Annotated in this window: 20 protein-coding genes and 1 pseudogene; 12 read left to right on the top strand and 9 right to left on the bottom strand. The window is 74.2% G+C overall.

The window, feature by feature from the left end:
- Positions 1 to 6 precede the first annotated feature (6 nt).
- Entirely contained in the window at positions 7 to 687 is a 681-nt protein-coding gene (locus AB0O91_RS12400) for a C40 family peptidase (RefSeq protein WP_363430867.1), read from the bottom strand.
- 211 nt (positions 688 to 898) lie between these two features.
- Between AB0O91_RS12400 and AB0O91_RS12405 the strand changes: the two genes are divergently transcribed.
- On the top strand, positions 899 to 1,303 hold the full coding sequence (locus AB0O91_RS12405; protein WP_363430869.1) for a RidA family protein: 405 nt from the start codon (positions 899 to 901) through the stop codon (positions 1,301 to 1,303).
- Positions 1,304 to 1,361: 58 nt separating this feature from the next.
- Here AB0O91_RS12405 and AB0O91_RS12410 read toward each other — a convergent pair whose 3' ends face one another.
- Together AB0O91_RS12410 and AB0O91_RS12415 are read right to left on the bottom strand one after the other, a co-directional pair.
- On the bottom strand, positions 1,362 to 1,856 hold the full coding sequence (locus tag AB0O91_RS12410; protein WP_363430872.1) for an SRPBCC family protein: 495 nt from the start codon (positions 1,854 to 1,856) through the stop codon (positions 1,362 to 1,364).
- A complete protein-coding gene (locus AB0O91_RS12415) occupies positions 1,856 to 2,299 on the bottom strand; it encodes a metalloregulator ArsR/SmtB family transcription factor (protein WP_363430875.1) in 444 nt (147 codons plus the stop codon). Before AB0O91_RS12415 ends, AB0O91_RS12410 begins: the two co-directional genes overlap by 1 nt.
- Before the next feature lie 380 nt (positions 2,300 to 2,679).
- Here AB0O91_RS12415 and AB0O91_RS12420 point away from each other — a divergent pair, with 380 nt between their 5' ends.
- The 4 genes and pseudogenes from AB0O91_RS12420 to AB0O91_RS12435 form a co-directional block, all read left to right on the top strand.
- Entirely contained in the window at positions 2,680 to 3,393 is a 714-nt protein-coding gene (locus tag AB0O91_RS12420) for a ScbR family autoregulator-binding transcription factor (RefSeq protein ID WP_363430878.1), read from the top strand.
- Positions 3,394 to 3,814: 421 nt separating this feature from the next.
- Complete coding sequence (locus AB0O91_RS12425; RefSeq protein ID WP_363430881.1) at positions 3,815 to 4,675, top strand: AfsR/SARP family transcriptional regulator; 861 nt, start codon at positions 3,815 to 3,817, stop codon at positions 4,673 to 4,675.
- 134 nt (positions 4,676 to 4,809) lie between these two features.
- Positions 4,810 to 5,475 carry a ScbR family autoregulator-binding transcription factor gene (locus AB0O91_RS12430; RefSeq protein ID WP_363430884.1) on the top strand — a complete coding sequence of 222 codons (666 nt, stop codon included), beginning with the start codon at positions 4,810 to 4,812 and terminating at the stop codon, positions 5,473 to 5,475.
- Positions 5,476 to 5,789: 314 nt separating this feature from the next.
- Positions 5,790 to 6,032, top strand: a pseudogene (locus AB0O91_RS12435) (DIP1984 family protein); the annotation flags it as partial.
- A gap of 327 nt (positions 6,033 to 6,359) precedes the next feature.
- On the opposite strand, the gene AB0O91_RS12440 reads toward AB0O91_RS12435, so the two are convergent.
- Positions 6,360 to 6,836: a MarR family winged helix-turn-helix transcriptional regulator gene (locus AB0O91_RS12440; protein ID WP_363430887.1), complete on the bottom strand. Its 477-nt coding sequence runs from the start codon at positions 6,834 to 6,836 to the stop codon at positions 6,360 to 6,362.
- Positions 6,837 to 6,879: 43 nt separating this feature from the next.
- Here AB0O91_RS12440 and AB0O91_RS12445 point away from each other — a divergent pair, with 43 nt between their 5' ends.
- The 3 genes from AB0O91_RS12445 to AB0O91_RS12455 all read left to right on the top strand — a co-directional run bounded on the left by AB0O91_RS12445 (position 6,880) and on the right by AB0O91_RS12455 (position 11,065).
- Positions 6,880 to 7,779, top strand: coding sequence for an alpha/beta hydrolase (locus AB0O91_RS12445; protein WP_363430889.1), 900 nt, complete (start codon positions 6,880 to 6,882; stop codon positions 7,777 to 7,779).
- Positions 7,780 to 7,920: 141 nt separating this feature from the next.
- A complete protein-coding gene (gene ligA, locus AB0O91_RS12450) occupies positions 7,921 to 9,993 on the top strand; it encodes an NAD-dependent DNA ligase LigA (RefSeq protein WP_363430892.1) in 2,073 nt (690 codons plus the stop codon).
- Between the two features lie 271 nt (positions 9,994 to 10,264).
- Entirely contained in the window at positions 10,265 to 11,065 is an 801-nt protein-coding gene (locus AB0O91_RS12455) for a putative protein N(5)-glutamine methyltransferase (RefSeq protein ID WP_363430895.1), read from the top strand.
- Positions 11,066 to 11,169: 104 nt separating this feature from the next.
- Here AB0O91_RS12455 and AB0O91_RS12460 read toward each other — a convergent pair whose 3' ends face one another.
- On the bottom strand, positions 11,170 to 11,598 hold the full coding sequence (locus AB0O91_RS12460) for a PPOX class F420-dependent oxidoreductase (RefSeq protein ID WP_363430898.1): 429 nt from the start codon (positions 11,596 to 11,598) through the stop codon (positions 11,170 to 11,172).
- 260 nt (positions 11,599 to 11,858) lie between these two features.
- Here AB0O91_RS12460 and AB0O91_RS12465 point away from each other — a divergent pair, with 260 nt between their 5' ends.
- The gene (locus tag AB0O91_RS12465) at positions 11,859 to 12,305 is read left to right on the top strand and encodes a hypothetical protein (RefSeq protein WP_363430900.1); all 447 of its coding nucleotides are present in this window, start codon (positions 11,859 to 11,861) and stop codon (positions 12,303 to 12,305) included.
- A gap of 79 nt (positions 12,306 to 12,384) precedes the next feature.
- Here the strand turns inward: AB0O91_RS12465 and AB0O91_RS12470 are convergent, their stop codons facing one another.
- Entirely contained in the window at positions 12,385 to 13,773 is a 1,389-nt protein-coding gene (locus AB0O91_RS12470; protein WP_363430902.1) for a pyridoxal-dependent decarboxylase, read from the bottom strand.
- A gap of 108 nt (positions 13,774 to 13,881) precedes the next feature.
- On the bottom strand, positions 13,882 to 15,474 hold the full coding sequence (locus AB0O91_RS12475; protein WP_363431154.1) for an MFS transporter: 1,593 nt from the start codon (positions 15,472 to 15,474) through the stop codon (positions 13,882 to 13,884).
- A 216-nt stretch (positions 15,475 to 15,690) separates the two neighbouring features.
- On the opposite strand from AB0O91_RS12475, the gene AB0O91_RS12480 reads away from it, so the two are divergent.
- Entirely contained in the window at positions 15,691 to 16,146 is a 456-nt protein-coding gene (locus AB0O91_RS12480) for a MarR family transcriptional regulator (protein ID WP_363430905.1), read from the top strand.
- 113 nt (positions 16,147 to 16,259) lie between these two features.
- The gene (locus AB0O91_RS12485; protein ID WP_363430908.1) at positions 16,260 to 16,550 is read left to right on the top strand and encodes a DUF4287 domain-containing protein; all 291 of its coding nucleotides are present in this window, start codon (positions 16,260 to 16,262) and stop codon (positions 16,548 to 16,550) included.
- A 4-nt stretch (positions 16,551 to 16,554) separates the two neighbouring features.
- On the opposite strand, the gene AB0O91_RS12490 is transcribed toward AB0O91_RS12485, so the two are convergent.
- Both AB0O91_RS12490 and AB0O91_RS12495 read right to left on the bottom strand, forming a co-directional pair.
- Positions 16,555 to 17,820 (bottom strand): MFS transporter, encoded by a 1,266-nt coding sequence (locus AB0O91_RS12490; protein WP_363430910.1) that lies wholly within the window; start codon positions 17,818 to 17,820, stop codon positions 16,555 to 16,557.
- Positions 17,821 to 17,915: 95 nt separating this feature from the next.
- Positions 17,916 to 18,512, bottom strand: coding sequence for a helix-turn-helix domain-containing protein (locus AB0O91_RS12495; protein ID WP_363430913.1), 597 nt, complete (start codon positions 18,510 to 18,512; stop codon positions 17,916 to 17,918).
- Positions 18,513 to 18,672: 160 nt separating this feature from the next.
- Between AB0O91_RS12495 and AB0O91_RS12500 the strand changes: the two genes are divergently transcribed.
- Positions 18,673 to 19,284 carry an SMI1/KNR4 family protein gene (locus AB0O91_RS12500; protein ID WP_363430915.1) on the top strand — a complete coding sequence of 204 codons (612 nt, stop codon included), beginning with the start codon at positions 18,673 to 18,675 and terminating at the stop codon, positions 19,282 to 19,284.
- Position 19,285: the final 1 nt, after the last annotated feature.

Here is a 19,285-nt window from a genome sequence, read left to right on the forward strand (position 1 = left end):
GGTGACTCAGGGGGCGGCCGGCCCGGGGCGGCGGGCGCCCGCGAACTCGCCCGCCCAGCGCGGGAGGTCGAGCACCTTCTCCACCCGGGCGATCAGGGTGCCGGTGCGCTCGGCGTGGATCATCGCACCGTCGCCGGCGTAGATCCCGACGTGGTGCAGCGGGGCGTCCGGGCGGGAGAAGAACAGCAGGTCGCCGGGGGCGAGGGCGTCCCGTTCCACCGGTGCGGAGCGGTTGAACTGGGCTCCGGTGTAGTGCGCCAGCTCGACGGTGCCGTGGCTGGCGCGGTACCAGCAGTAGAGGGACAGTCCGCTGCAGTCGAAGCCGACCGTGCTCTCGCCCAGGCACACGCCGTCGAGGTAGCCGTTCTCGCCGTCGCAGAAGCCGAGGCTCGGACCGAGCCGGTCGCCGCCGCCCCAGGCGTAGGGGAGGCCGAGCTGCGCCTCGGCGACGGCGACCACCCGTCGGCCGAGCGCGGCGGCTGACGGGTCGGTGGACCGGTCGGGGGAACGATCGGTCTGCGGGCCGGCGGGGTCGGACGGGCCTGCGGCGTGGGCGAGTTGGGCGGGTTGGGCGGCGGTGACGAGGGCCGGGGCGAGTCCGGCACCGAGGGCGAGGCCGAGCATGCGGCGGCGGTCGACCCCGGGGGCCCGGTCGGGGCCGGTCGGTCGGGACGGGCGGGACTCCATCGGACGGCTCCCCTGCGGTGGTTGCGGTGGTCGTGGCGTGGGTGGCCACCAGGATCGCGGGCCGACGGCTCCGTCCGCCATCACCCACAACGGTGAATCCTGGGCGCAGGAGCCTTGGCGGGGCCGGGAGTTCACCGGAAAACGGTTTGACGGCCGTTCGCACCGGGCCAACGATGGGCCCGAACGTTCGATCACGACCCTCGGAGGCCCCATGAGCAGCGCCGTCAAGCTGGTCCGCAGCACCCGGCTGACCCAGGCGGTCGACTACGCCTACGCGGCGGTGGTCGACGCCCCGGCCCGCTCGCTCTGGCTCGCCGGGGCGTGCCCGCTGGACGAGGAGGGGCGCACCGTCGCGGTCGGCGACTACGAGGGCCAGGCCCACCAGGTGATGCGCAATCTGATAACCGTGCTGGAGGACGCGGGTGCGGGGCTCACGGACATCGCCCGGACCACCGTGTACGTGGCCTCCGACGATCAGGCGGACCTGGTCGCGGTGTGGAACGTGTACCGGGAGTACCTGGGGGAGCACGACGCCCCCAGCACCTTGCTCGGGGTCTCGGTGCTCGGCTACCGGGACCAGCTGGTGGAGGTGGAGGCGGTGGCCGTGCTGCCCTGACCGGGCGGGTCCCGGTGCTTCGGTGTTCCGGTGTCCTGCTGTCCCGGCGTTCGGACGTTCAGGCGGCGGCCGTGGCGAGCAGGGCGTCGAGCTTGCGGTAGCCCTCGACCACGCCTCGCTCCATCCCGCTGGCCAGGATCGCGTCCCGGGCCGCCAGGCTGTCGACCACCGACAGGACGGTGACGCGGGTGCGGCCCTCGCCGACCGGCTCGAAGGAGGCGGTGTCCAGCGAGACGCCGTTCGGGACGCCTTCGAAGGTGAAGGTCTGGACGAGCCGGGTGGCCGGTCGGACTTCGTGGAAGGAGCCGTAGAAGGCGGCGACCTGCAGGCCGTCACGGTGCATGGAGTAGCGGTAGTGGCCGCCGGTGCGGGCCTCCCATGCGTCGATCGTCATGTCGAGGTCCTCGGGGCCGAGCCAGCGGGCGACCAGCTCGGGCTCGGTCCAGGCCTGGAACACCCGTTCCCGGGGCGCGTCGAACTCGCGGACGATCCGGATGGTGGGCAGCGCAGGGTCCGCCTCGATCCGGGTCTCGTGGCCGGTGGTGGAGGTCATCAGGGGGCTCCTTCGGTGGGGCGCCGGGGGCGCTCGGTGGTCGTACCGGTGGTTGCGTCGATGCGCGGGCCGGTGCCGGTGCCGGTGCGGGTGTCGATGGTCGGTTCGGTGGTCGGTTCGGTGTCGCCCATGGCGGCGAGGACGGCGTCCAGCCGGTCGAAGCGCGCCTCGGCCTGTCGGCGGTAGCGGTCGATCCAGCTCGTCATCGCGTCCAGCACCTGCGGTTCCAGATGGCACGGCCGCCGTTGGGCGTCCCGGCTGCGACTGATCAGACCGGCCTCCTCCAGCACCTTGAGGTGCTTGGAGACGGCTTGCAGGGACATCGCGTAGGACTCCGCCAGCTCGCCCACGGTCGCGTCCCGCAGGGAGAGCCGGGCGACGATGTCGCGCCGGGTCGGATCGGCCAGGGCGACGAATGCCCGGGACAACTGGTCGGCGGCCACCGCGCACCTCCGTTCATTCGCAACCGATTGGTTGAGAACCAGGTTACTCCGCCACGCCTGCATCCTCAACCGATTGGTTGAGGAGTGTCAGCCGGGCGGGCTCCGGGTGGCGGTGTCGCACAAGAAGAAACCGATCGTTCGGTTTCTGGTTGATGGTTGCCCAGGAGTGGTGCATTCGTCGCCGGAACGCCGGGGCGGCACGGGTTCTGTTCCGCGGACCGGAACGCGGGGAGTGCGGGTCGGAACACCCGGGACAGGTGGGGGAGGAGGGGAAGGGGCGGCCGATTCGGTGACATCGTCTTGTCGCCCGCGGGGCGCCCGCAGCTAAGATACGGGGTGTTTGGTTTTGTTTTCCCGGAGCTCAGGGCGGGGTGGTTGCGGTGGTACGGCAGGAGCGGGCGGTCCGGACGCGTCGGCTGATCCTGGAGGCCGCGGCGTCGGTCTTCGACGAGTTCGGCTACGAGGGCGCCACCATCGGGGAGGTGGTGTCCAGGGCCGGCGTGACGCGTGGTGCGGTGTATTTCCATTTCGCCTCGAAGCGCGATCTCGCGCAAGGCGTCGTGGAGGAACAGTTCGTCCAGGACGGCGTGCCGGAACGGAGCTGCAAACTCCAGGAGTTCGTGGACACCGGGATGGTCGTGGCGTATCTGATGCCGCGTGACCCGCTGCTCAGCGCGGGCGCCCGGCTCTCGCTCGGGCAGGACGTGTTCGACGACCTCGGCGGCGGCGCGATCCCCGGCTGGATCAGCCGGATGGAGGCCCTGCTGCTCGCCGCGGGCGAGCGGGGAGAGTTGCTGCCGCACGTCGTGCCGGCCGACACCGCGTGGCTGATCACCGCTGCCTGGACGGGTGTGCAGATCCAGTCGCAGAAGCTCTCCGGCCGGGCCGACCTGGAGCTGCGGGTGTCCGCCCTGTTCCAGCACCTGATGCCGAGCGTCGCGGTCCCCGGGGTGCTCGGCTCGCTGCAGATGGGGCCGGACCGGGGTGGCCAGGTGGTCGCCGAGGTCGAGGCGGCCCGGGCGGCGCGCGAGGGCGGAGCGGCGGCGCCGCTCGCGGGAGTCGAGGCGGTCGCGGGCGGGGTCGGCGTGGGCTGACCCCGCCCGGCCCGGCCCTGGCTCCCGGTCCGACGCTGACCTGGCCCGACCTGCACGTGCTCGGCTCCGAGCCGGAGTTGGGCGGGTTGGATCGGCAGTCGGCGGAGCCCGGTGTGGCGGTCGGTGCTGGTGCGGGCGGATGGATGGCGGCGCGGGACCCGGGGGTCCGACGCCGCCTTCGGTTTGTCCGGGTGTGGCTACGGTGAGTGGCGCAGCGGCTACGTGGGGCGTGGAAGCGGCCGCCGTGCCCGGTGGGCTGCCAGGGGGATGCCCGGATTCCAGAAACAAACAGAGCGTTCGGTTTTGTATTGACAAACCGCGCGTCCTGTTTTTGACTGGTGACAGTTGACCCTGGGGTGTCGACCCGGGTGCCGGCCGCGGCGGAAGGGCCGTGGCGTTCCGTGTGATTGGGGTGGTCATCGTGGAAATTCGGGTGCTCGGGGCGCTGGACGTCCGGGTGTGCGGGGTGTCGGTGGTGCCGACGGCGCCGAAGCCCCGGCAGGTGCTGGGGCTGCTGGCCTTACGGGCGGATCAGGTGGTCCCGGCCAGGGTGCTGGCCGAGGAGCTGTGGTCCGGGCGGCCGCCGCGCAGCGCGCGCACCACCGTGCAGACGTACGTGCTGCAACTGCGTGACCTGATCGACCGGGCGCTCACCGGGGCCGGTGCGGCGGCCGGTGTGTCCTGCGCCAAGGACGTCCTGGTCACCTCGCCCGGCGGCTACATGCTGAACAGCGGCGGCGGAATGACGGACGTGCGCGAGTTCGAGCGGCTGGCAGGGGCGGGCTACCGGGCGATGGACGGCGACGACTTCCCGCTCGCCGCGCGCCAGTTGGGCGAGGCGCTCGCGCTGTGGCGCGGTCCGGCCCTGGCCGACGTACCGCTGGGCGGCCAACTCGCGGTGGAGGCGAAGCGGTTGGAGGAGACCCGGCTCTGTGCGCTGGACCAGCGGATCGAGGCGGATCTGCGGCTGGGGCGGCACCGGGTGCTGCTGGCCGAGCTGACGGTGCTGGTGGACCGCTACCGCACCCACGAGAGCCTGCACGGCCAGTACATGGTGGCCCTGCACCGCTCCGGCCGACGGAGCGAGGCCCTGGAGGCCTACCAGCGCCTGCGCAACACCCTGGTACGGGAGTTGGGCATGGAGCCCTCCGCCGGACTGCGCCGCCTCCAGCGCTCCATCCTGCTGGCCGGCCCCGAACGGGCGGAGCGCGAGCCCGCCACCACCGCCCCGCAGGCCGTCGCGGCACCGGCCGGTGCGGGCCGGTTCAGCAGGGTCGGTTGAGCGGGGTCGATTGAGCAGGGCCGGTCGAGCAGGGCCGGTCGAGCCGGTTCGGTGGCCGCAGGAGGCGGTGCCGGGACGGGCGGTGCCCAAGTCCGGCCGGAACGGGCCGGTGGCTGCGAAGGACGGTGGGACGGGTGGTCCAGGAAAGGTCGGAACGGACGCGCGAACGACTGGTGGAGGCGGGGGCGGAGCTGTTCGACCGCTGCGGGTACGCCGGTGCCACGCTCGGTGAGATCGCCGGAGCCGCCGGGGTGACGAAGGGGGCGCTCTACTTCCACTTCGCCTCCAAGGAGGACCTGGCCAGAGCGGTGTTCGAACAGGCCGAGCACGCGCTGCGCACCGCCTGCGGCACCCCGCGCCCGGTGGACTCGCCGCTCCAGGCCCTGATCGACGCCGGCTACTGGCTGGTGGACGCCCTGGGGTCGGACGCGGTGATCCGGGCGGCCTTCCGGCTCGGGCGCGACGGCGCGGAGTGGGCGGCGGCGCCCCGCCCGGCGGCGCCCTCCGGGACCTCCACGGGGGTGCGGGGCTTCCACGGCGTCTGGGCGGGTGTCGTCGGGGACCTGCTGTCGGGCGCCCGCCGGGCCGGTGAGCTGCGCGACCGCTCCGCCGGACCCGGCCCGGAGACGCTGGTGGTGACGGCCGCCTGCGGCCTGGAGGTGGTCTTCGCCGACGGCTGCCCTCGCGATGAACGCGCCCGCCGGGTGGGCGCCCTGTGGGACTGGCTGCTGCCCTGCCTCGTCCCGCCGGGCAGCTCGGCCGGCTACCGCACCCGCCCGGCCCCGCCCCGCCCGGCCTGACGCCCCTCGGTCGACCGGTCCTGCGCCGGCAGGTTGCCTCCGACCGGCCCTCGGGCCCGCCGGCCGGTCGGAGGCAACCGGGCGCGACTTCGCCTCGAACCCCCGTTGGCGGACGGGCAGGTCGCCGCGCTCGAGGCCGACCACCGGATCGCACTGCCCGTCTCCTGCCGCCGTTTCCTGACCGCACCGGGCGGGAGCGGCGCGGCGCCCTTCTACGGCCTGCTGCCGTCGCGCTACTGCCGGCTGTTCACGATGGACCCCCGGCGCGGGCCCGGCCGCCCACGGGGGTTCACGCGGGTGGGTCGCCCGCCCCGACCGACGCCCTCGCCCGCCGGGACGTCCTGCGGTTGCGCCACTCCGTGGTCACCGCGGCGGCGGACGCGGCGGCGGGCAAGGGCGAGCGCGGGTACGGCCGACAGCTCCGGTCCGAGCTGATGATGCTCCCGGCGCTTCCGGTCGCCGAGCTGCGGGGCCGGGCGGATGCCCCGGCCCGGGAGATCCGCGAGGTCGACGTGCGGATCCAGCGCACGAACTGGGAGGTCGATCTGCTGGACTGAACCGTCCGGCCGATGGCGGCGAGGTGGAGCAGGTAGCGGCTCCGGAGGCGTGCACACACCGAGGGCCGGCGGTTTCCGGCCCACTCCTGGCACGTGGAGGGCAACGCGGGGTTCGACTCCCCATCAACAGCGCGGCTCAGCACCGCGAACAGGTGACGGTGCACAGCACACGGCACATCACCACGTGCAGATCCGGGGCGGCGAGGGCGGGTTCGGGGTCTTCCGCATCGCGGCACCGGGCGGACGGCGGGCTCCGGCGGAGAGTGCCGCCGCCGTCCGCCGGGCCGCCGGTCGCTTCGCGGGCGCATCGGTGCGGGTGCGGACGGGTCAGCCGGTGGGGGTGCCGGTCTGGTCGCGTTCGAGGGCGGCGCGCAGCTGGGCGAGGGTCTGTGCGGCGGCCGTGAGGGGGGAGTCCCCGAGGGCCCCCGTGAGCAGTTCGGCCAGCCGGTCGGCGAAGGTCGCGGCCGCGGCGGCGGCCAGCCGTGCGCCGTCGTCGGTCAGGTCGAGCAGCGAGGAGCGGCGGTCGGCCGGGTTCGGCCGGCGCACGACCCATCCCTGGCGTTCCAGGCGGTCGACGCCCTTGCTGGTGGCTCCGATGCCGATGGCGAACTCCGCGGCCAGGTCCGCCACCCGGGCGCCGGGGTGGTCGCGGAGGTGGCGCAGGAACTCGAACTGCGAGGTGACGATGCCGTGCCGTTCGCGGAGGCGTTCGTTGAGGGCGTTGTACAGCCGGGTCTCGCAGCGGACGAGGTCGGCGAAGAAGCCCGGGAGGTCGGCGGCGCCGCCGTGCCATGTGGATGCCATGGCATATAGTGTAGTGGAAGGTACTTCGACGGAAGGCATTCGTATGAGCAGGGAGCAGCGGGCCGGGATCGGCGCGCAGTTGCAGCAGGCCCGGTCCGAGGGGCCCCGGTCGGTCGAGGAGCTCCGGGCCGGCTTCAAGGCGATGATGGCCGGGATGATCGTGCCCGACACCGTCCGCACCAGCTGGACGACACTGGGCGACCGGCCCGCCCTGCAGGTCGAGCCGGAGGACGGCGCGCGCGGCGGGACGATCCTCTACTTCCACGGCGGCGGCTGGGTGTTCGGCTCCCCCGAGACCGCGCTGTCGCTGACGGCGAACCTGGTGGCCAGGACCGGTCTCCGGTCGTTCTCGGTGGACTACCGGCTCGCCCCCGAGCATCCGTTCCCGGCCGCGATCGACGACACCCTGAGCGCCTACCGGGCCCTGCTCGACGGCGGTGCGGACCCGTCGACCATCGTGTTCGCGGGGGACTCCGCCGGCGGCGGCCTCACCGTCACCACCTGCCTCGCCGCCCGTGACGCCGGGCTCCCGATGCCCGCCGCGATCGTGGCCTTCTCGCCCGGCCTGGACGCGACCCGGTCGGGCGAGTCCATGGTCACCAAGGAGGACGCCGACCCGTTCTTCACCCGGGAGAGCGTGCGGCACACCGGGGACATGTACCTCGGCGGGGCCGACCCGCGGCAGCCCCTGCTCAGCCCGGCCGTCCTGGCCGATCCGACCGGCCTCCCGCCGATGCTCCTTCAGGTGGGCACCAACGAGGTGCTGCTGGACGATTCCACCCGGATGGCCGCCCGGGCCCGCGCGGCCGGAGTGGACGTCGTCCTCGACGTCACCGCCGATGTGCCCCACGTGTTCCAGGCCTTCGCCGGCGTCCTCGACGAGGCGGACCAGGCGCTCGACCGCGCGGCCCTGTTCCTCACCCAGCAGGTCCGCACCGCGTAGGGTCCGTCCGGCGGGGGCTCCTCGGCCGGGGTCCTCGGCCGCGATCCGTCCGGCCGGGGTCCGTCCGGTCGGGGTCCGTCCGGCGTACGCGGCCCGCGGCGGAGCAGGTCGAATGTCAGTGCGGCTCGCGATGATGGCGGTATGAAGGACGCAGCCACCTCGGCCACCCCTGCCGCTCCCGCCTCCCCGGAGGCCTACGCCGACGCCGTCGCCACCGCCGTTCGGGCGGCTGCGGCGTACTACGCCGACGGCTCCACCCCGCTCGGGGACGACGAGTACGACGCCCTGGTCCGGGCGATCGAGGCCTACGAGCGCGCCCACCCCGACCAGGTGCTGCCCGAGTCGCCCACCGGCAAGGTGGCCGGTGGCGCGGCCGTCGGCGACGTCCCGCACAGCACGCCGATGCTCTCGCTCGACAACGTCTTCTCGGCCGAGGAGCTGGAGTCCTGGGCCGCCGGGCTGGAGCGCAGACTCGGCCGGCCGGTCGCCGCCTGGTGCGTCGAGCCCAAGCTGGACGGCCTGGCCGTCGCCGCCCGCTACCGCGCGGGCCGCCTGCAGCAGGTGCTCACCCGGGGCGACGGCCTGGCCGGCGAGGACATCACCCACGCCGCCGACGCCGTGCTCGGCCTGCCCGCCCGGCTCGCCGAGCCGCTCGACGTCGAACTGCGCGGCGAAGTGCTGCTCACCCACGAACAGTTCGAACAGGCCAACGCGGTGCGCACCGCCCACGGCGCCACCCCGTTCGCCCACCCGCGCAGCGGCGCCGCCGGCACGCTGCGCGCCAAGGACCGCCCCTACCGGGTCGAGCTCACCTTCTTCGGCTACGACGCCCACGGCCTGCCCGGTCTCGACCACGCCGCGCTGCTCGGCCGGCTCGCCGCACTCGGCGCCAACACCGCCGCCAGCACCCCGGCCGCGCCCCTGCGCTGCGGCACGCTCGCCGAGGCCGAGCAGCGGATCGAGGAGATCGCCGCCCTGCGGGCCGCCCTGCCCTTCGGCATCGACGGGGTCGTCGTCAAGGCCGACGCGGTGGCCGACCAGGACGAGGCGGGCTCCGGCTCCCGGGCGCCCCGGTGGGCGGTGGCCCGCAAGCTCCAGGCCCAGCACAAGGTCACCCGGCTGCTCGGCGTCGAGTGGAACGTCGGCCGCACCGGCATCATCGCGCCCCGCGCGGTGCTCGACCCGGTGGTGATCGACGGCGTCACCGTCACCTACGCGACGCTGCACAACCCCGCCGACATCGAGCGCCGCGGACTGATGATCGGGGACCAGGTGTTCGTCTACCGCGCCGGGGACGTCATCCCCCGGGTCGAGGCGCCGCTGGTCGAGAAGCGCACCGGTGCCGAGCAGCCGATCGCCTTCCCCGAGGTGTGCCCGCGCTGCGGTGACGCCATCGACCGCAGCGAGCAGCGCTGGCGCTGCGTGCGTGGCCGGGGCTGCCAGGCCGTCGCCTCGGTGATCTACGCGGCCGGGCGCGACCAGCTCGACATCGAGGGCCTCGGCGGCACCCGGGCCGTCCAACTGGTCGAATCCGGGCTGGTCGCCGACCTCGCCGACCTCTTCACCCTGACGAGGGAACAACTGCTCACCCTGGAGCGGATGGGCGGGACCAGCGCCGACAACCTGCTCGCCGCCCTGGAGACGGCCCGGACGCGACCGCTGAACCGGGTGTTCTGCGCCCTGGGCATCAGGGGCACCGGGCGGACCATGTCGCGCCGGATCGCCGCGCACTTCGGCAGCATGGCCGCGATCCGGGCCGCCGACGCCGAGGCGCTGGCCGGGGTGGACGGCATCGGGGCCGAGAAGGCGGCCGTGATCGTCGCCGAACTCGGCGCGGTGGCACCGCTGTTGGACCGGCTGGCGGAGCAGGGGGTGGGGACGCAGGTGACCGCGCCGGTCGTCCCGGCGGCCGCGCCCGGCCCGGGCCCGGATACGGCGGGTGCGGGTGCGGCAGCCGGCGCCGGTCCGTTGGCGGGGCAGAGCGTGGTGGTGACCGGCAGCATGACCGGAGCGCTGGCCGAGCTCTCCCGCAACGCCGTCAACGAGCTGATCGAACGGGCCGGGGGCAAGGCCTCCTCCTCGGTGTCCAAGCGGACCACCCTGCTGGTCGCGGGGGAGAAGGCCGGGTCCAAGCGGGCCAAGGCGGAGGAGCTCGGGGTGCCGGTCGCCACTCCGGAGGAGTTCGCCGAGCTGGTGGCCGACTTCCTCGGCTGAGCCGGCGGTCGAGCGGGTCCGCGAGCCCGTCGTCGCGTCGGCCGGCGGGCCGGGGAACGGGGACGGGGGTGCGGTAGGGTGGCCGACGCTGAACACGACCGCGATCCAGGGAGGTGAGTTCCATGCCCGGTACGTCCGAGCGGGTGCTCCCGGAGCGCGGCCGTGCGGGCGCGCCGCGCGCGTAGCGCGGGTGCGCCGACGCGGTGTCGGCCCTGGCGGGAGCCCTGACGGAGTACTCCGTTCTCCTCCCGTCCTGCCCAAGGGGTCCCCTTTGCCGGTCTTCGCCTCCGCTGTTCTCCGTTCCTCCGTCGTCTCCCGACTGCGCGCCGCCGGTTGCGTGTTCGCCGAGGAGGAGGCGCGGATCCTGCTCGCCGCCGCCGCCACGCCCGCCGAACTCGCCGCGATGGTCCGCGGCCGCGCCCAGGGCCGTCCGCTCGAACACGTCGTCGGCTGGGCCGAGTTCGCCGGACTGCGGATCGCCGTCGACCCCGGCGTGTTCGTCCCGCGCCGCCGCAGCGAGTTCCTCGCCGCCGAGGCCGCCCGGCACGCCCGGGCCGGAGCCGTGGTGGTCGACCTGTGCTGCGGAAGCGGCGCGCTCGGCGCCGCCGTCGCGGCGGTCGCGACCGGGGCCGGGCACCCGGTCGAGCTGTACGCCACCGACCTGGACCCGGGCGCCGTCCGCTGCGCCCGCCGCAACCTCGCCGGAACGGCCGCCCGGGTCTTCGAGGGCGACCTGTTCGCCGCCCTGCCCGACGCGCTGCGCGGGCGGGTGGAGGTGCTGATCGCCAACGTCCCGTACGTACCGAGCGGCGACATCGAGCTGTTGCCGCCGGAGGCCCGGCTGCACGAGGCGCGGCCCGCGCTGGACGGCGGGGCGGACGGGCTGGACGTGCTGCGCCGGGTGACCGCGGCGGCGCCGCAGTGGCTGGCGGCGGGCGGCGCGCTGCTGTTCGAGACCAGCGAGCGGCAGGCGGCCGAGGCGCTCGCGGTGGCGCGGGCGGCGGGACTGACGGCGGCGGTGAGCCGTGCGGAGGAGCTGGACGCCACGGTGGTGACGGCGGTCCGGGGCTGACCGGCGCCGGCGGCGCGCCGCCGGAGTGACGCCGCCGGAGCGAGACCGGCGGAGTGACACCGTCCCGGCCACCGCACCCCCGTGTCGGTGGCCGGGACGGCCGGTCAGATCCGGGCGCCGTAGACGTGGTCGACCGGGATGGTGAGCAGCACCCGCCGGTCGGCGACCATCACCGCGCGGTACTCGGCCCAGTCGGGGTGCTCCCCGGCGGCGCGGCGGTAGTACTCGACCAGCGCCTCCACCTCCGGCCCGTCCGGGTCGGTGCCCGGGCCGGTGAGGGTGGCGACGCCCTCGGCGGTGGCCCAGGACCGACCCTCCGGCCCGGTCACCTCCAGGCTCACCCGCGGGTCCCGGCGCAGGTTCGCGGTCTTCGCCAGCCCCTCCCGGGTGGAGATGAGGATGGCGTTCGCCTCGCGGTCGTAGAAGGGCAGGACGGGGGAGAGCTGGGGCCGCCCGTCCGCCTTGATGGTGGCCAGGATGCCGAGGCGGCTCTGCGCGAGCAGCGCGTACGGGTCGTGAGCAGTGGCGGTCATGGCAGCCATCATCGAGCCTCACACCAGTGTGAGGGTCAAGGGTGGAGGGCGTGTCGCGGCGCCGGATCCGAAGGGTGAGGATCTGTGGAATCGCCGGTGGGGGCGCCCCGTTGAGGTCTAGGGTCGGGAGGCGACGGGGTCTGACGCTCCGTCATCCGGCGCTGATCCGGACGCCGAGGCAGGCGCTGCTCCGAGCCCTGCTCCGGGGGCGAAGCGGATGGCCGAGGCGGGCGCCGAACCGAACCGAGGGAGCACGCACGATGGCTGCCGACTACCGGCGCAGGGAACTGCTGGAGTTCTCCGACGACTTGCACCACGACGACGTGCCCCCCTTGCAGGCCTTCCTGGCCGCCCGGCTCGGCGAGGTGGTCGAGGCGCAGCGCGAGGGCAGCGCCATCCGCTTCGCGGCCGAGCGCCTCGCCGACCTCACCGACGAGGACTGCGTGCACCTGGCCGACTTGCTCGGCGCTTGGGGCGAGGTGGTGGACGACGGCCGGGTCGACGTGCCCGGCGAGACCCAGCGGCTGCGCCAGGACGTGATGATCTGGTGGCAGCGGCTGTGCGACACCGCGGACGGCTTCCGTGACCACCCCGACCACAACCCCCGGTGGCGGGGCCTGCGGTTCCTGAACCTCGCCCACGCGGAGCTGATGGCGAGCCTCACCGATGCGGCGGGCGGCGTGTACGGCGACGGTGCGCACCCTTGAGCGGTGCCGTGAGCGGGGCTTCGCCGTCGGCGGGTCTTCGGCGCGGGGGGGGGGCTGCACCGTCAGTGGGTCTTCACCGTCAGTGGGCCGGCACGGCCGCGGCGAGCGCGTCGGCCGTCCGCCGGACGTCCGCCTCCGTGGTGCGCCAATTGCTGAACGCCGCGCGGAGGGCGGGCAGTCCGGCGTAGCGGGTGGGGGTGAGGAAGGCCCGGTCCGAGACCCGGGCGGCGAGGGCGGCGAGGCGCTCCGGGGTGGGGTCGTCGGCGAGGGTGAAGCAGACCACGTTGAGGCGGACCGGGGCGAGCAGCCGCAGTCCGTCGGTCGCGTCGATCGCCTCGCCCAGCGCGCGGGCGCCCGTGATGCAGCGCTCGACGATCTCCCGGTGGCCGGCCCGGCCGTAGGCGCGCAGGGTGAACCAGGCGGCCAGGGCGCGCAGGCGGTGCGAGTTCTCCGGGGTGAGGTGCACCAGGTCGGGGTGGCCGCCGATCGGGCCGAGGTAGGCGGCGGCGTTCTGGAAGACCCGGGCCTGGAGGTCGCGGCGGCGGGTGAACTGCACGGCGCTGTCGTAGGGGACGTTGAGCCACTTGTGCAGGTCCACGCAGACCGAGTCGGCGAGGTCCAGTCCGGCCGTCAGGCCGGCGTGCCCGGGGGAGAGCGCGGCGAAGGCGCCGAAGGCGGCGTCCACGTGCAGCCAGAACGCGTACCGCTCCCGGAGCGCGGCGATCGCGCGCAGGTCGTCGAAGTCGACGGTGTTCACGGTGCCCGCGTTGGCGACCACGACGCACGGGCCGTCGGCCTCGGCGAGTGCCCGTTCCAGCGCGGCCGGGTCGACGGCCTCCCGGCCGGGCAGGGTGGGGAGGGCGGTCAGCGCGGTGCGGCCGAGGCCCAGGACGGACAGGGCCTTGGCGACGCTGGAGTGCGCGCTGCCGGAGAGCACCCGCACCCGGCCGAGCGCGGCCACCCCGTCCTCGGCCACGTCCACCCCGAGCCGCTCGCCCAGCCACTCCCGGGCGATCGCCAGGCCGACGGTGTTGGACATGGTGGCACCGCTGACGAAGGTGCCGCTGTGCGCGGCGGAGAGCCCGAACAGATCGCGCAGCCAGTCGACCGTCTCCCGCTCCAGGTGCTGACCGGCCGGATCGAGCGAGGAGTTGGAGTTCTGGTCGGCGGTGGCGGTCAGCCAGTCGCCGACCAGCGCGGCCGGGGTCGCGCCGCCGGTCACGAACCCGAAGTAGCGCGGCCCGGCGCTGGCCGACAGCCGGGGTTCCCAGCGTTCGCCGAACTCCGCCAGGGCCGCCCGCAGTCCGCCGCCGTTCTCGGGCAGCGGTGCCGCGGGCATCGGCCGGTCGGTCCGCGGCGGGATCACCGGTCGCTCGTCCAGGCCGGTGAGGAAGCCGGCGGCCCGCTGCCGTGCCTCCTCCAGCAGGGCGGGCAACTGGTCGAGGTCGGTGGCGAGTTCGGGGTGCATGCGTTCTCCGTTGATCGGTTCTCGGGCCGAGGGTAGGGGAGGGCGGAGAGTGCGTCGCGGGCCAATTCGCCGCCGGTGGCCCGGTCATGCCGACCGGGTGCCCGGGGATCAGGTGGTGGCGGGGTCCCTCCGGTCGGAGCTGCCGTCGGTCTCCGACCGGAGGGTGGTGGTCGTGGCGTCCCCGGTGGCCGGGCCGGGCGCGGTGGGGGCGGTCGGTGCGGTGGGGGCGGTCGCTGCCGCCGGCGGGGCCGCGGGGGTCGGCAGGGCCGAGGGGATCGGCGGGGCGGGTATCGCGGCGGCGACGGCGGCCGCGATCAGGGCCACCCCGCAGCCGATCGCCAGGCCGATCCGGAAGCCGCCCTGCGAGGGGAGGGTGTGTCCGCCGAGCGTGGTGGTCAGCTGGGACAGCACCACGCCGATCACCGCGGCCGCCGTCGAGGTGCCCAACGAGCGCATCAGGGTGTTGAAGCTGTTGGCGGAGGCCGTCGCGGACAGCGGTACCGCGCTCATGATCAGCGCGGGCATCGCGCCGTAAGCCAGCCCGACGCCGCCGTTGGAGACGACGGTGGCGAGCAGCAGGCCCCAGGTGGAGCCCATCAGCGGGAGCGCGAGCCCGTACCCGGCGGCGATCGCCAGCGCACCGGCGATCAGGGTGACCTTGGGGCCGCGCGCGGCGGAGAGCCGTCCGCCCAGCGGGGAGACGATCATCATCATCAGCCCGCCCGGGGCCATCCACAGGCCCATGGCCAGCATCGACTGGCCCAGCCCGTAGCCGGTGGCCTTCGGCAGCTGGAGCAGCTGGGGCAGGATCAGCGCCTGGGCGTACATGCCGAAGCCGACCAGGACGGAGGCCGCGTTGGTGAGCAGCACCCGCGGGCGGGCGGTGACCCGCAGGTCCACCAGCGGTGCGGCGATGCGCAGTTCCCAGCGGGCCCAGAGCATCAGGACGGCCGCGGCGGCGGTGAACAGCCCCAGGGTGCGGGTGCTGCCCCAGCCCCAGTCGCCGCCCTTGGAGACCGGCAGCAGCAGGCAGACCAGGCCGACGCTGAGGCCGGCGGCGCCGATGTAGTCGAAGCGTCCGGTGGAGCGGGCGGCGCCGGTGGGCCGGGTGCCGGCGGGTTCGGCGAGCGGGGCGGGGGCGGGGACGACGGTGCGGATCAACCCGATGATGACGAGGGTCAGGACGGCGGTGCCCCAGAACAGCGCGCGCCAGCTGGTGTAGTCGGCGACGGCGGCGGCGATCGGCAGGCCGAGTCCGCCGCCGATCCCCATCGAGGCGCTGACCAGCGCGATCGCCGAGCCGAGGCGTTCCGGTGGCAGGACGTCGCGCAGCAGGCTGATGCCGAGCGGCACCAGTCCCATGCCCATGCCCTGGAGCGCGCGTCCGGTGATCATCGGCAGCACGGAGGAGGACAGCGCGCAGAGCACCGAGCCGGCCAGCAGCGGGACGCAGGAGGCGATCAGCATCGTGCGCTTGCCGAGCAGGTCGCCCAGGCGCCCGCTGATCGGGACGAACACGGCGGCGGAGAGGAGGGTCGCGGTGATGACCCAGGAGGCGTTGGAGGAGGTGGTGTGCAGCAGTTGGGGCAGTTCGCTGATCAGCGGGGTGACCAGGGTCTGCATGATCGCGGCGACGGTGCCGGTGAAGGCGAGCGTGGCGACGATCGGACCGGTACGGAGGGTGGGGGCTGGGCCGTTGATGGCGGGCCTCCTGGGGCTCGGCAGGCGGGGGCGGGGTGGCCGGGCCCGTGCGACGGGCCCGGAATGTGCTGCTTGCATGGAATGTGCATCGTGCACATCAACTGGAGCATACATTCCTTGTGCATCGTGCACATCATGTGTGAGGTGCACTCCTCTGGCATACTGGGATGATCACCGAGGAATCCGCAGGTCGAGCGGCGATGAAGGGACTTCGACATGACCAGCCCCACCCACCAGGTCGCCCTCGAGTTCCTGGTGTTCGCCCGCCACCGCGACCTCAGCCAGGTCGACAACCGCCCCGAGGGCAGCCAGCTGGAGCGCAGCGCCTACATCCTGCTCAGCCGGGTCGATGCCCAGGGCCCGATGTCCATCGGCCAGCTCAGCGATGCCTTCGGCCTGGACGTCTCCACCCTCAACCGGCAGACCGCCGCGCTCACCGGCGCCGGACTGCTGGAACGCATCCCCGACCCCGAGGGCGGGATGGCCCGCAAGTTCCGCCTCACCGAGGAGGGGCGGCAGCGCCTGGGCGAGGAGCGCACCGCCCACGTCCGCGCCCTGAACCTGGTGATGGCCGACTGGCCGGAGGCCGACATCCTCGGCTTCGCCGACTACCTGCGCCGCTTCAACACCAGCATCGAGAGCATCGACGGGCGCTCCTGGCCGCGCCCGTAGCGGGCAGACGGCTGCGCTCGATTCGTCCGCCGTCGAGCGATGAGTTTCGCCCGCCGGGCCGGTCCACCTTCCGGAAGCACCGAACGGAACACCGAATCGAGCAGGGGGAACAGATGTCCTTCCAGGCGTACCTGGACACCATCGAGACCAAGACCGGCCTGACGCCCCGCGAGTTCATCGCGCTCGCCCGGGAGCGCGGCTACGACGACCCGGCCACCAAGGCGGGCACGATCCTGGCCTGGCTCAAGGAGGAGTACGACCTGGGCCGGGGCCACGGCATGGCGCTGGTCCACGTCTTCAAGCACGGGGCGAGGATCGACGCCAAGCACGTCGGCACGACGGGCTCGCACCGGGACGCGTCCGACACGCTCTGGCTGGACGGCAGGGCGAGCCGGCCCGCGTGACGCGTCACCGGCGGGGCAGCTCGGCGGTCCGTACCGTACGGGAGCTCAGGGCGTAGAGCGCGCCCAGGCAGGAGAGGGCGCCGCACCCGAGGAAGACCGGGGCGGCGCCCCAGACGCCGATGGCGGCGCCGACCACCGGGTAGCCGAGCGGGGCGATGCCGACCATGGCGAGCATCATGACCGAGGTGACCCGGCCGAGGTAGCCGGGATCGGCGGTGGTCTGGAGGAGGGCACCGTTCAGGCTCCCGAAGACGCCCGCGCTCAACCCGACCAGTGCGGCGAGCGGGGCGGCCGTCCCGAGGCCGGGGACCACGCCCAGGGCGGCCGCGCCGATGCTGCCGAGCAGCAGGGTGACGGCCATGGTGAGGCCGGCCCGGGGCAGCCGGCCGGCGACGGTGATCAGGGCTGCGCTGGCCGCGGCGCCCGCGCCGAAGCAGGCGACGATCAGGCCGTAGCCGGACGGGCCCCAGCCGCGCTCCGCGTTGAGCAGCACCATGCCGACGTTGAGGGTGCCGATGAGACCCAGCTCGCAGACCGCCCCGGCGAGGACCAGGGGGCCCAGCAGGCGGTGGCGGCGGATGTAGCGCAGGCCGTCGAGCAGGTCGGCGCGGGCGGTGGTGCGGTCGGCCGGGGTGCGTCCGGCCGCGGTTCCGCCGGCGGGCGGCTCCGGGGGGTGGATCCGTACCGAGAGCAACAGGGGGAGCGAGAGGGCGAACAGCGTCCCCGCGACGGCGAAAGCGGCGGCCGGTCCGCCGACGCCCATGGCCAGACCGCCGATCGGCGGGCCGGCGATCTGGCTGAGGCGCATCGCGAGCGACCGCAGTCCGGTGACGCGGGCCAGCTGGTCGGGGCCGGTGATCCGGGGCGGCAGGGCGCCGACGGCGGGGACGAAGAGGGCGTCGACGGCGCCGAAGACCAGCGCGACCGCGACCAGCAGCCACAGGGCGGGAGAGGTCAGGGCGACGGCGGCGGCGACGGAGAGGATCAGCAGGCAGCGCAGGGCGTCGCTGCCGAGGATCACCCGGCGCGGGTCGAGGCGGTCGGCGACCACCCCGCCGCCGAGCATCAGCACCGCCCGGGGCAGCGCACCGGCTGCCATCACCAGACCGACCTCGGTGGCGCCGGCGGCCTGCTGGGCTGACCAGCCGAGGGCCACGAAGTAGACGCTGTCGCCGATCAGGGAGGCGGTGTAGGCGGCGAGCCAGCGCACCACGTTGGCGTCGCGGTGGGCGGCGGGGCGCAGGGCGGGGCGTGTCGCCACGGTGGTCATGGGGGACTCCAGCGGGTGGGCGGCGTCAGGGGTGCTTCCAGGAGCGGTGCCGGGAGCGCTTCCGGGGGCGGTGGCAGGAGTGGCCTCGGCCGGGGTCACGGGCGGAACGGGAAGCCGTACAGGTGGACGGACACGTGCTCGCGCCGCTCCGTGCCGCCGGCCGTGCGCGCCGCCCTGCCGCGTTCCCGCCAGCGGCGGCCGATCTCCTGCAACTCCTCGCCCAGCTCGGCGAGTTCGGATGCGGTGAGGTCGAGCAGCCACTCGGAGGTGAACGCGGCGTCCGTCCACTCGGCGCCCCAGGCGGCGCTCTGGTCGAGGTAGGTGCGGTACTGGGCGGCGCGGCTGTCGACCAGGCCGCGGGTGACCGCGCCGACGGCGGCCGCACCCTCGGGGGTGCCGGTGAGGTCCGACTCCCGGAAGCCCCAGCCCTCCTCGGAGGCGACCTGCCACCACCGCTCCCGTCCGTCGGCGCTCTGGGCGGCCGCCTCGGTGACGAAGCCGTGCTCGGCGAGTTTGCGCAGGTGGTAGCTGACCAGGGACGGCGCCTGGTCGACCTGCTCGGCGAGCTGGGAGGCGGTGGCGGTGCCGGCGGCGTAGAGCAGGCGGTAGAGCTGCATGCGCAGCGGGTTGGTGAAGGCCTTGAGGCGGGAGAGGTCGGTGATCCGCTCATCCGGATGAGGGTGCTCTGGCATGCCTCCACGGTAGGTTCGAAAGAAAAGTTGCGCAATGAAAACTGCGCAATAAAGATTTCTGGTTGGCCGATGGTCGGCGCCGGGCAACTGTGGCCGGATCCGCTCGGTGGCCGCCGGACCCGTGCCGGCGGTGTCGGTGGGCTGCGGTGTACTCCGTGCCGTGGAGACGGCGGAGACAGCGGAGACGGCGGAGACGGCAGCGCAGTGGAGCGAGAAGCTGGCGGCCCTCACGGGCCGGGAGGCGGCGGCGCGACGGGTGATCGACTGGCCCGCGGTGGAGGCCCGGCTCGGCCTCGCCCTGCCGACCGACTACAAGCGGTTGGCGGAGCGTTTCGGATCCGGGGTGTTCGACGGCTACCCGCAGCTGCGCGCCCCGGACACGCCGAGCGGGCGCTACGACCTGGTCGAGGACGCCGAGCGGCTGGGGGAGATGCTCGCCGCCGACGAGTGGCTCCGTGAGATATACCGTCCGTACCCGGTGTTCCCCGCTGCGGGCGGCCTGCTGCAGTGGGCGGACTCGGTCCAGGCCGACGGGTTCTTCTGGCTGACCGGTTCCGCCGACCCCGACACCTGGCCGGTCCTCGCCCGATCGCGCGACGGCGCCGACGAGTGGGAGCGGTTCGACGGCCCCACCGGCGAGTTCGTCCATCGTGTCCTCACCGACCACCGGCAGCCGTTCTCCGTGGCCGGGTTCGTCGACGCCCACATCTTCCGCACGTACGAGCCCGAGGGCGAACCGGACCCGGGCTGGGAGGCCGAGCCGCACTGGTGAG

Source organism: Kitasatospora sp. NPDC089797 (assembly GCF_040684795.1).
Taxonomy (GTDB): Bacteria; Actinomycetota; Actinomycetes; order Streptomycetales; family Streptomycetaceae; genus Kitasatospora.

Bases quoted from the DNA above. Each gene is read 5' to 3' on its own strand.
- AB0O91_RS12470 (WP_363430902.1), bottom strand. From the start codon at position 13,773: ATGCACCCCGAACTCGCCACCGACCTCGACCAGTTGCCCGCCCTGCTG.
- AB0O91_RS12405 (WP_363430869.1), top strand. From the start codon at position 899: ATGAGCAGCGCCGTCAAGCTGGTCCGCAGCACCCGGCTGACCCAGGCG.
- AB0O91_RS12485 (WP_363430908.1), top strand. From the start codon at position 16,260: ATGTCCTTCCAGGCGTACCTGGACACCATCGAGACCAAGACCGGCCTG.
- AB0O91_RS12410 (WP_363430872.1), bottom strand. From the start codon at position 1,856: ATGACCTCCACCACCGGCCACGAGACCCGGATCGAGGCGGACCCTGCG.
- AB0O91_RS12480 (WP_363430905.1), top strand. From the start codon at position 15,691: ATGACCAGCCCCACCCACCAGGTCGCCCTCGAGTTCCTGGTGTTCGCC.
- ligA (WP_363430892.1), top strand. From the start codon at position 7,921: ATGAAGGACGCAGCCACCTCGGCCACCCCTGCCGCTCCCGCCTCCCCG.
- AB0O91_RS12400 (WP_363430867.1), bottom strand. From the start codon at position 687: ATGGAGTCCCGCCCGTCCCGACCGACCGGCCCCGACCGGGCCCCCGGG.
- AB0O91_RS12495 (WP_363430913.1), bottom strand. From the start codon at position 18,512: ATGCCAGAGCACCCTCATCCGGATGAGCGGATCACCGACCTCTCCCGC.
- AB0O91_RS12460 (WP_363430898.1), bottom strand. From the start codon at position 11,598: ATGACCGCCACTGCTCACGACCCGTACGCGCTGCTCGCGCAGAGCCGC.
- AB0O91_RS12465 (WP_363430900.1), top strand. From the start codon at position 11,859: ATGGCTGCCGACTACCGGCGCAGGGAACTGCTGGAGTTCTCCGACGAC.
- AB0O91_RS12440 (WP_363430887.1), bottom strand. From the start codon at position 6,836: ATGGCATCCACATGGCACGGCGGCGCCGCCGACCTCCCGGGCTTCTTC.
- AB0O91_RS12445 (WP_363430889.1), top strand. From the start codon at position 6,880: ATGAGCAGGGAGCAGCGGGCCGGGATCGGCGCGCAGTTGCAGCAGGCC.
- AB0O91_RS12490 (WP_363430910.1), bottom strand. From the start codon at position 17,820: ATGACCACCGTGGCGACACGCCCCGCCCTGCGCCCCGCCGCCCACCGC.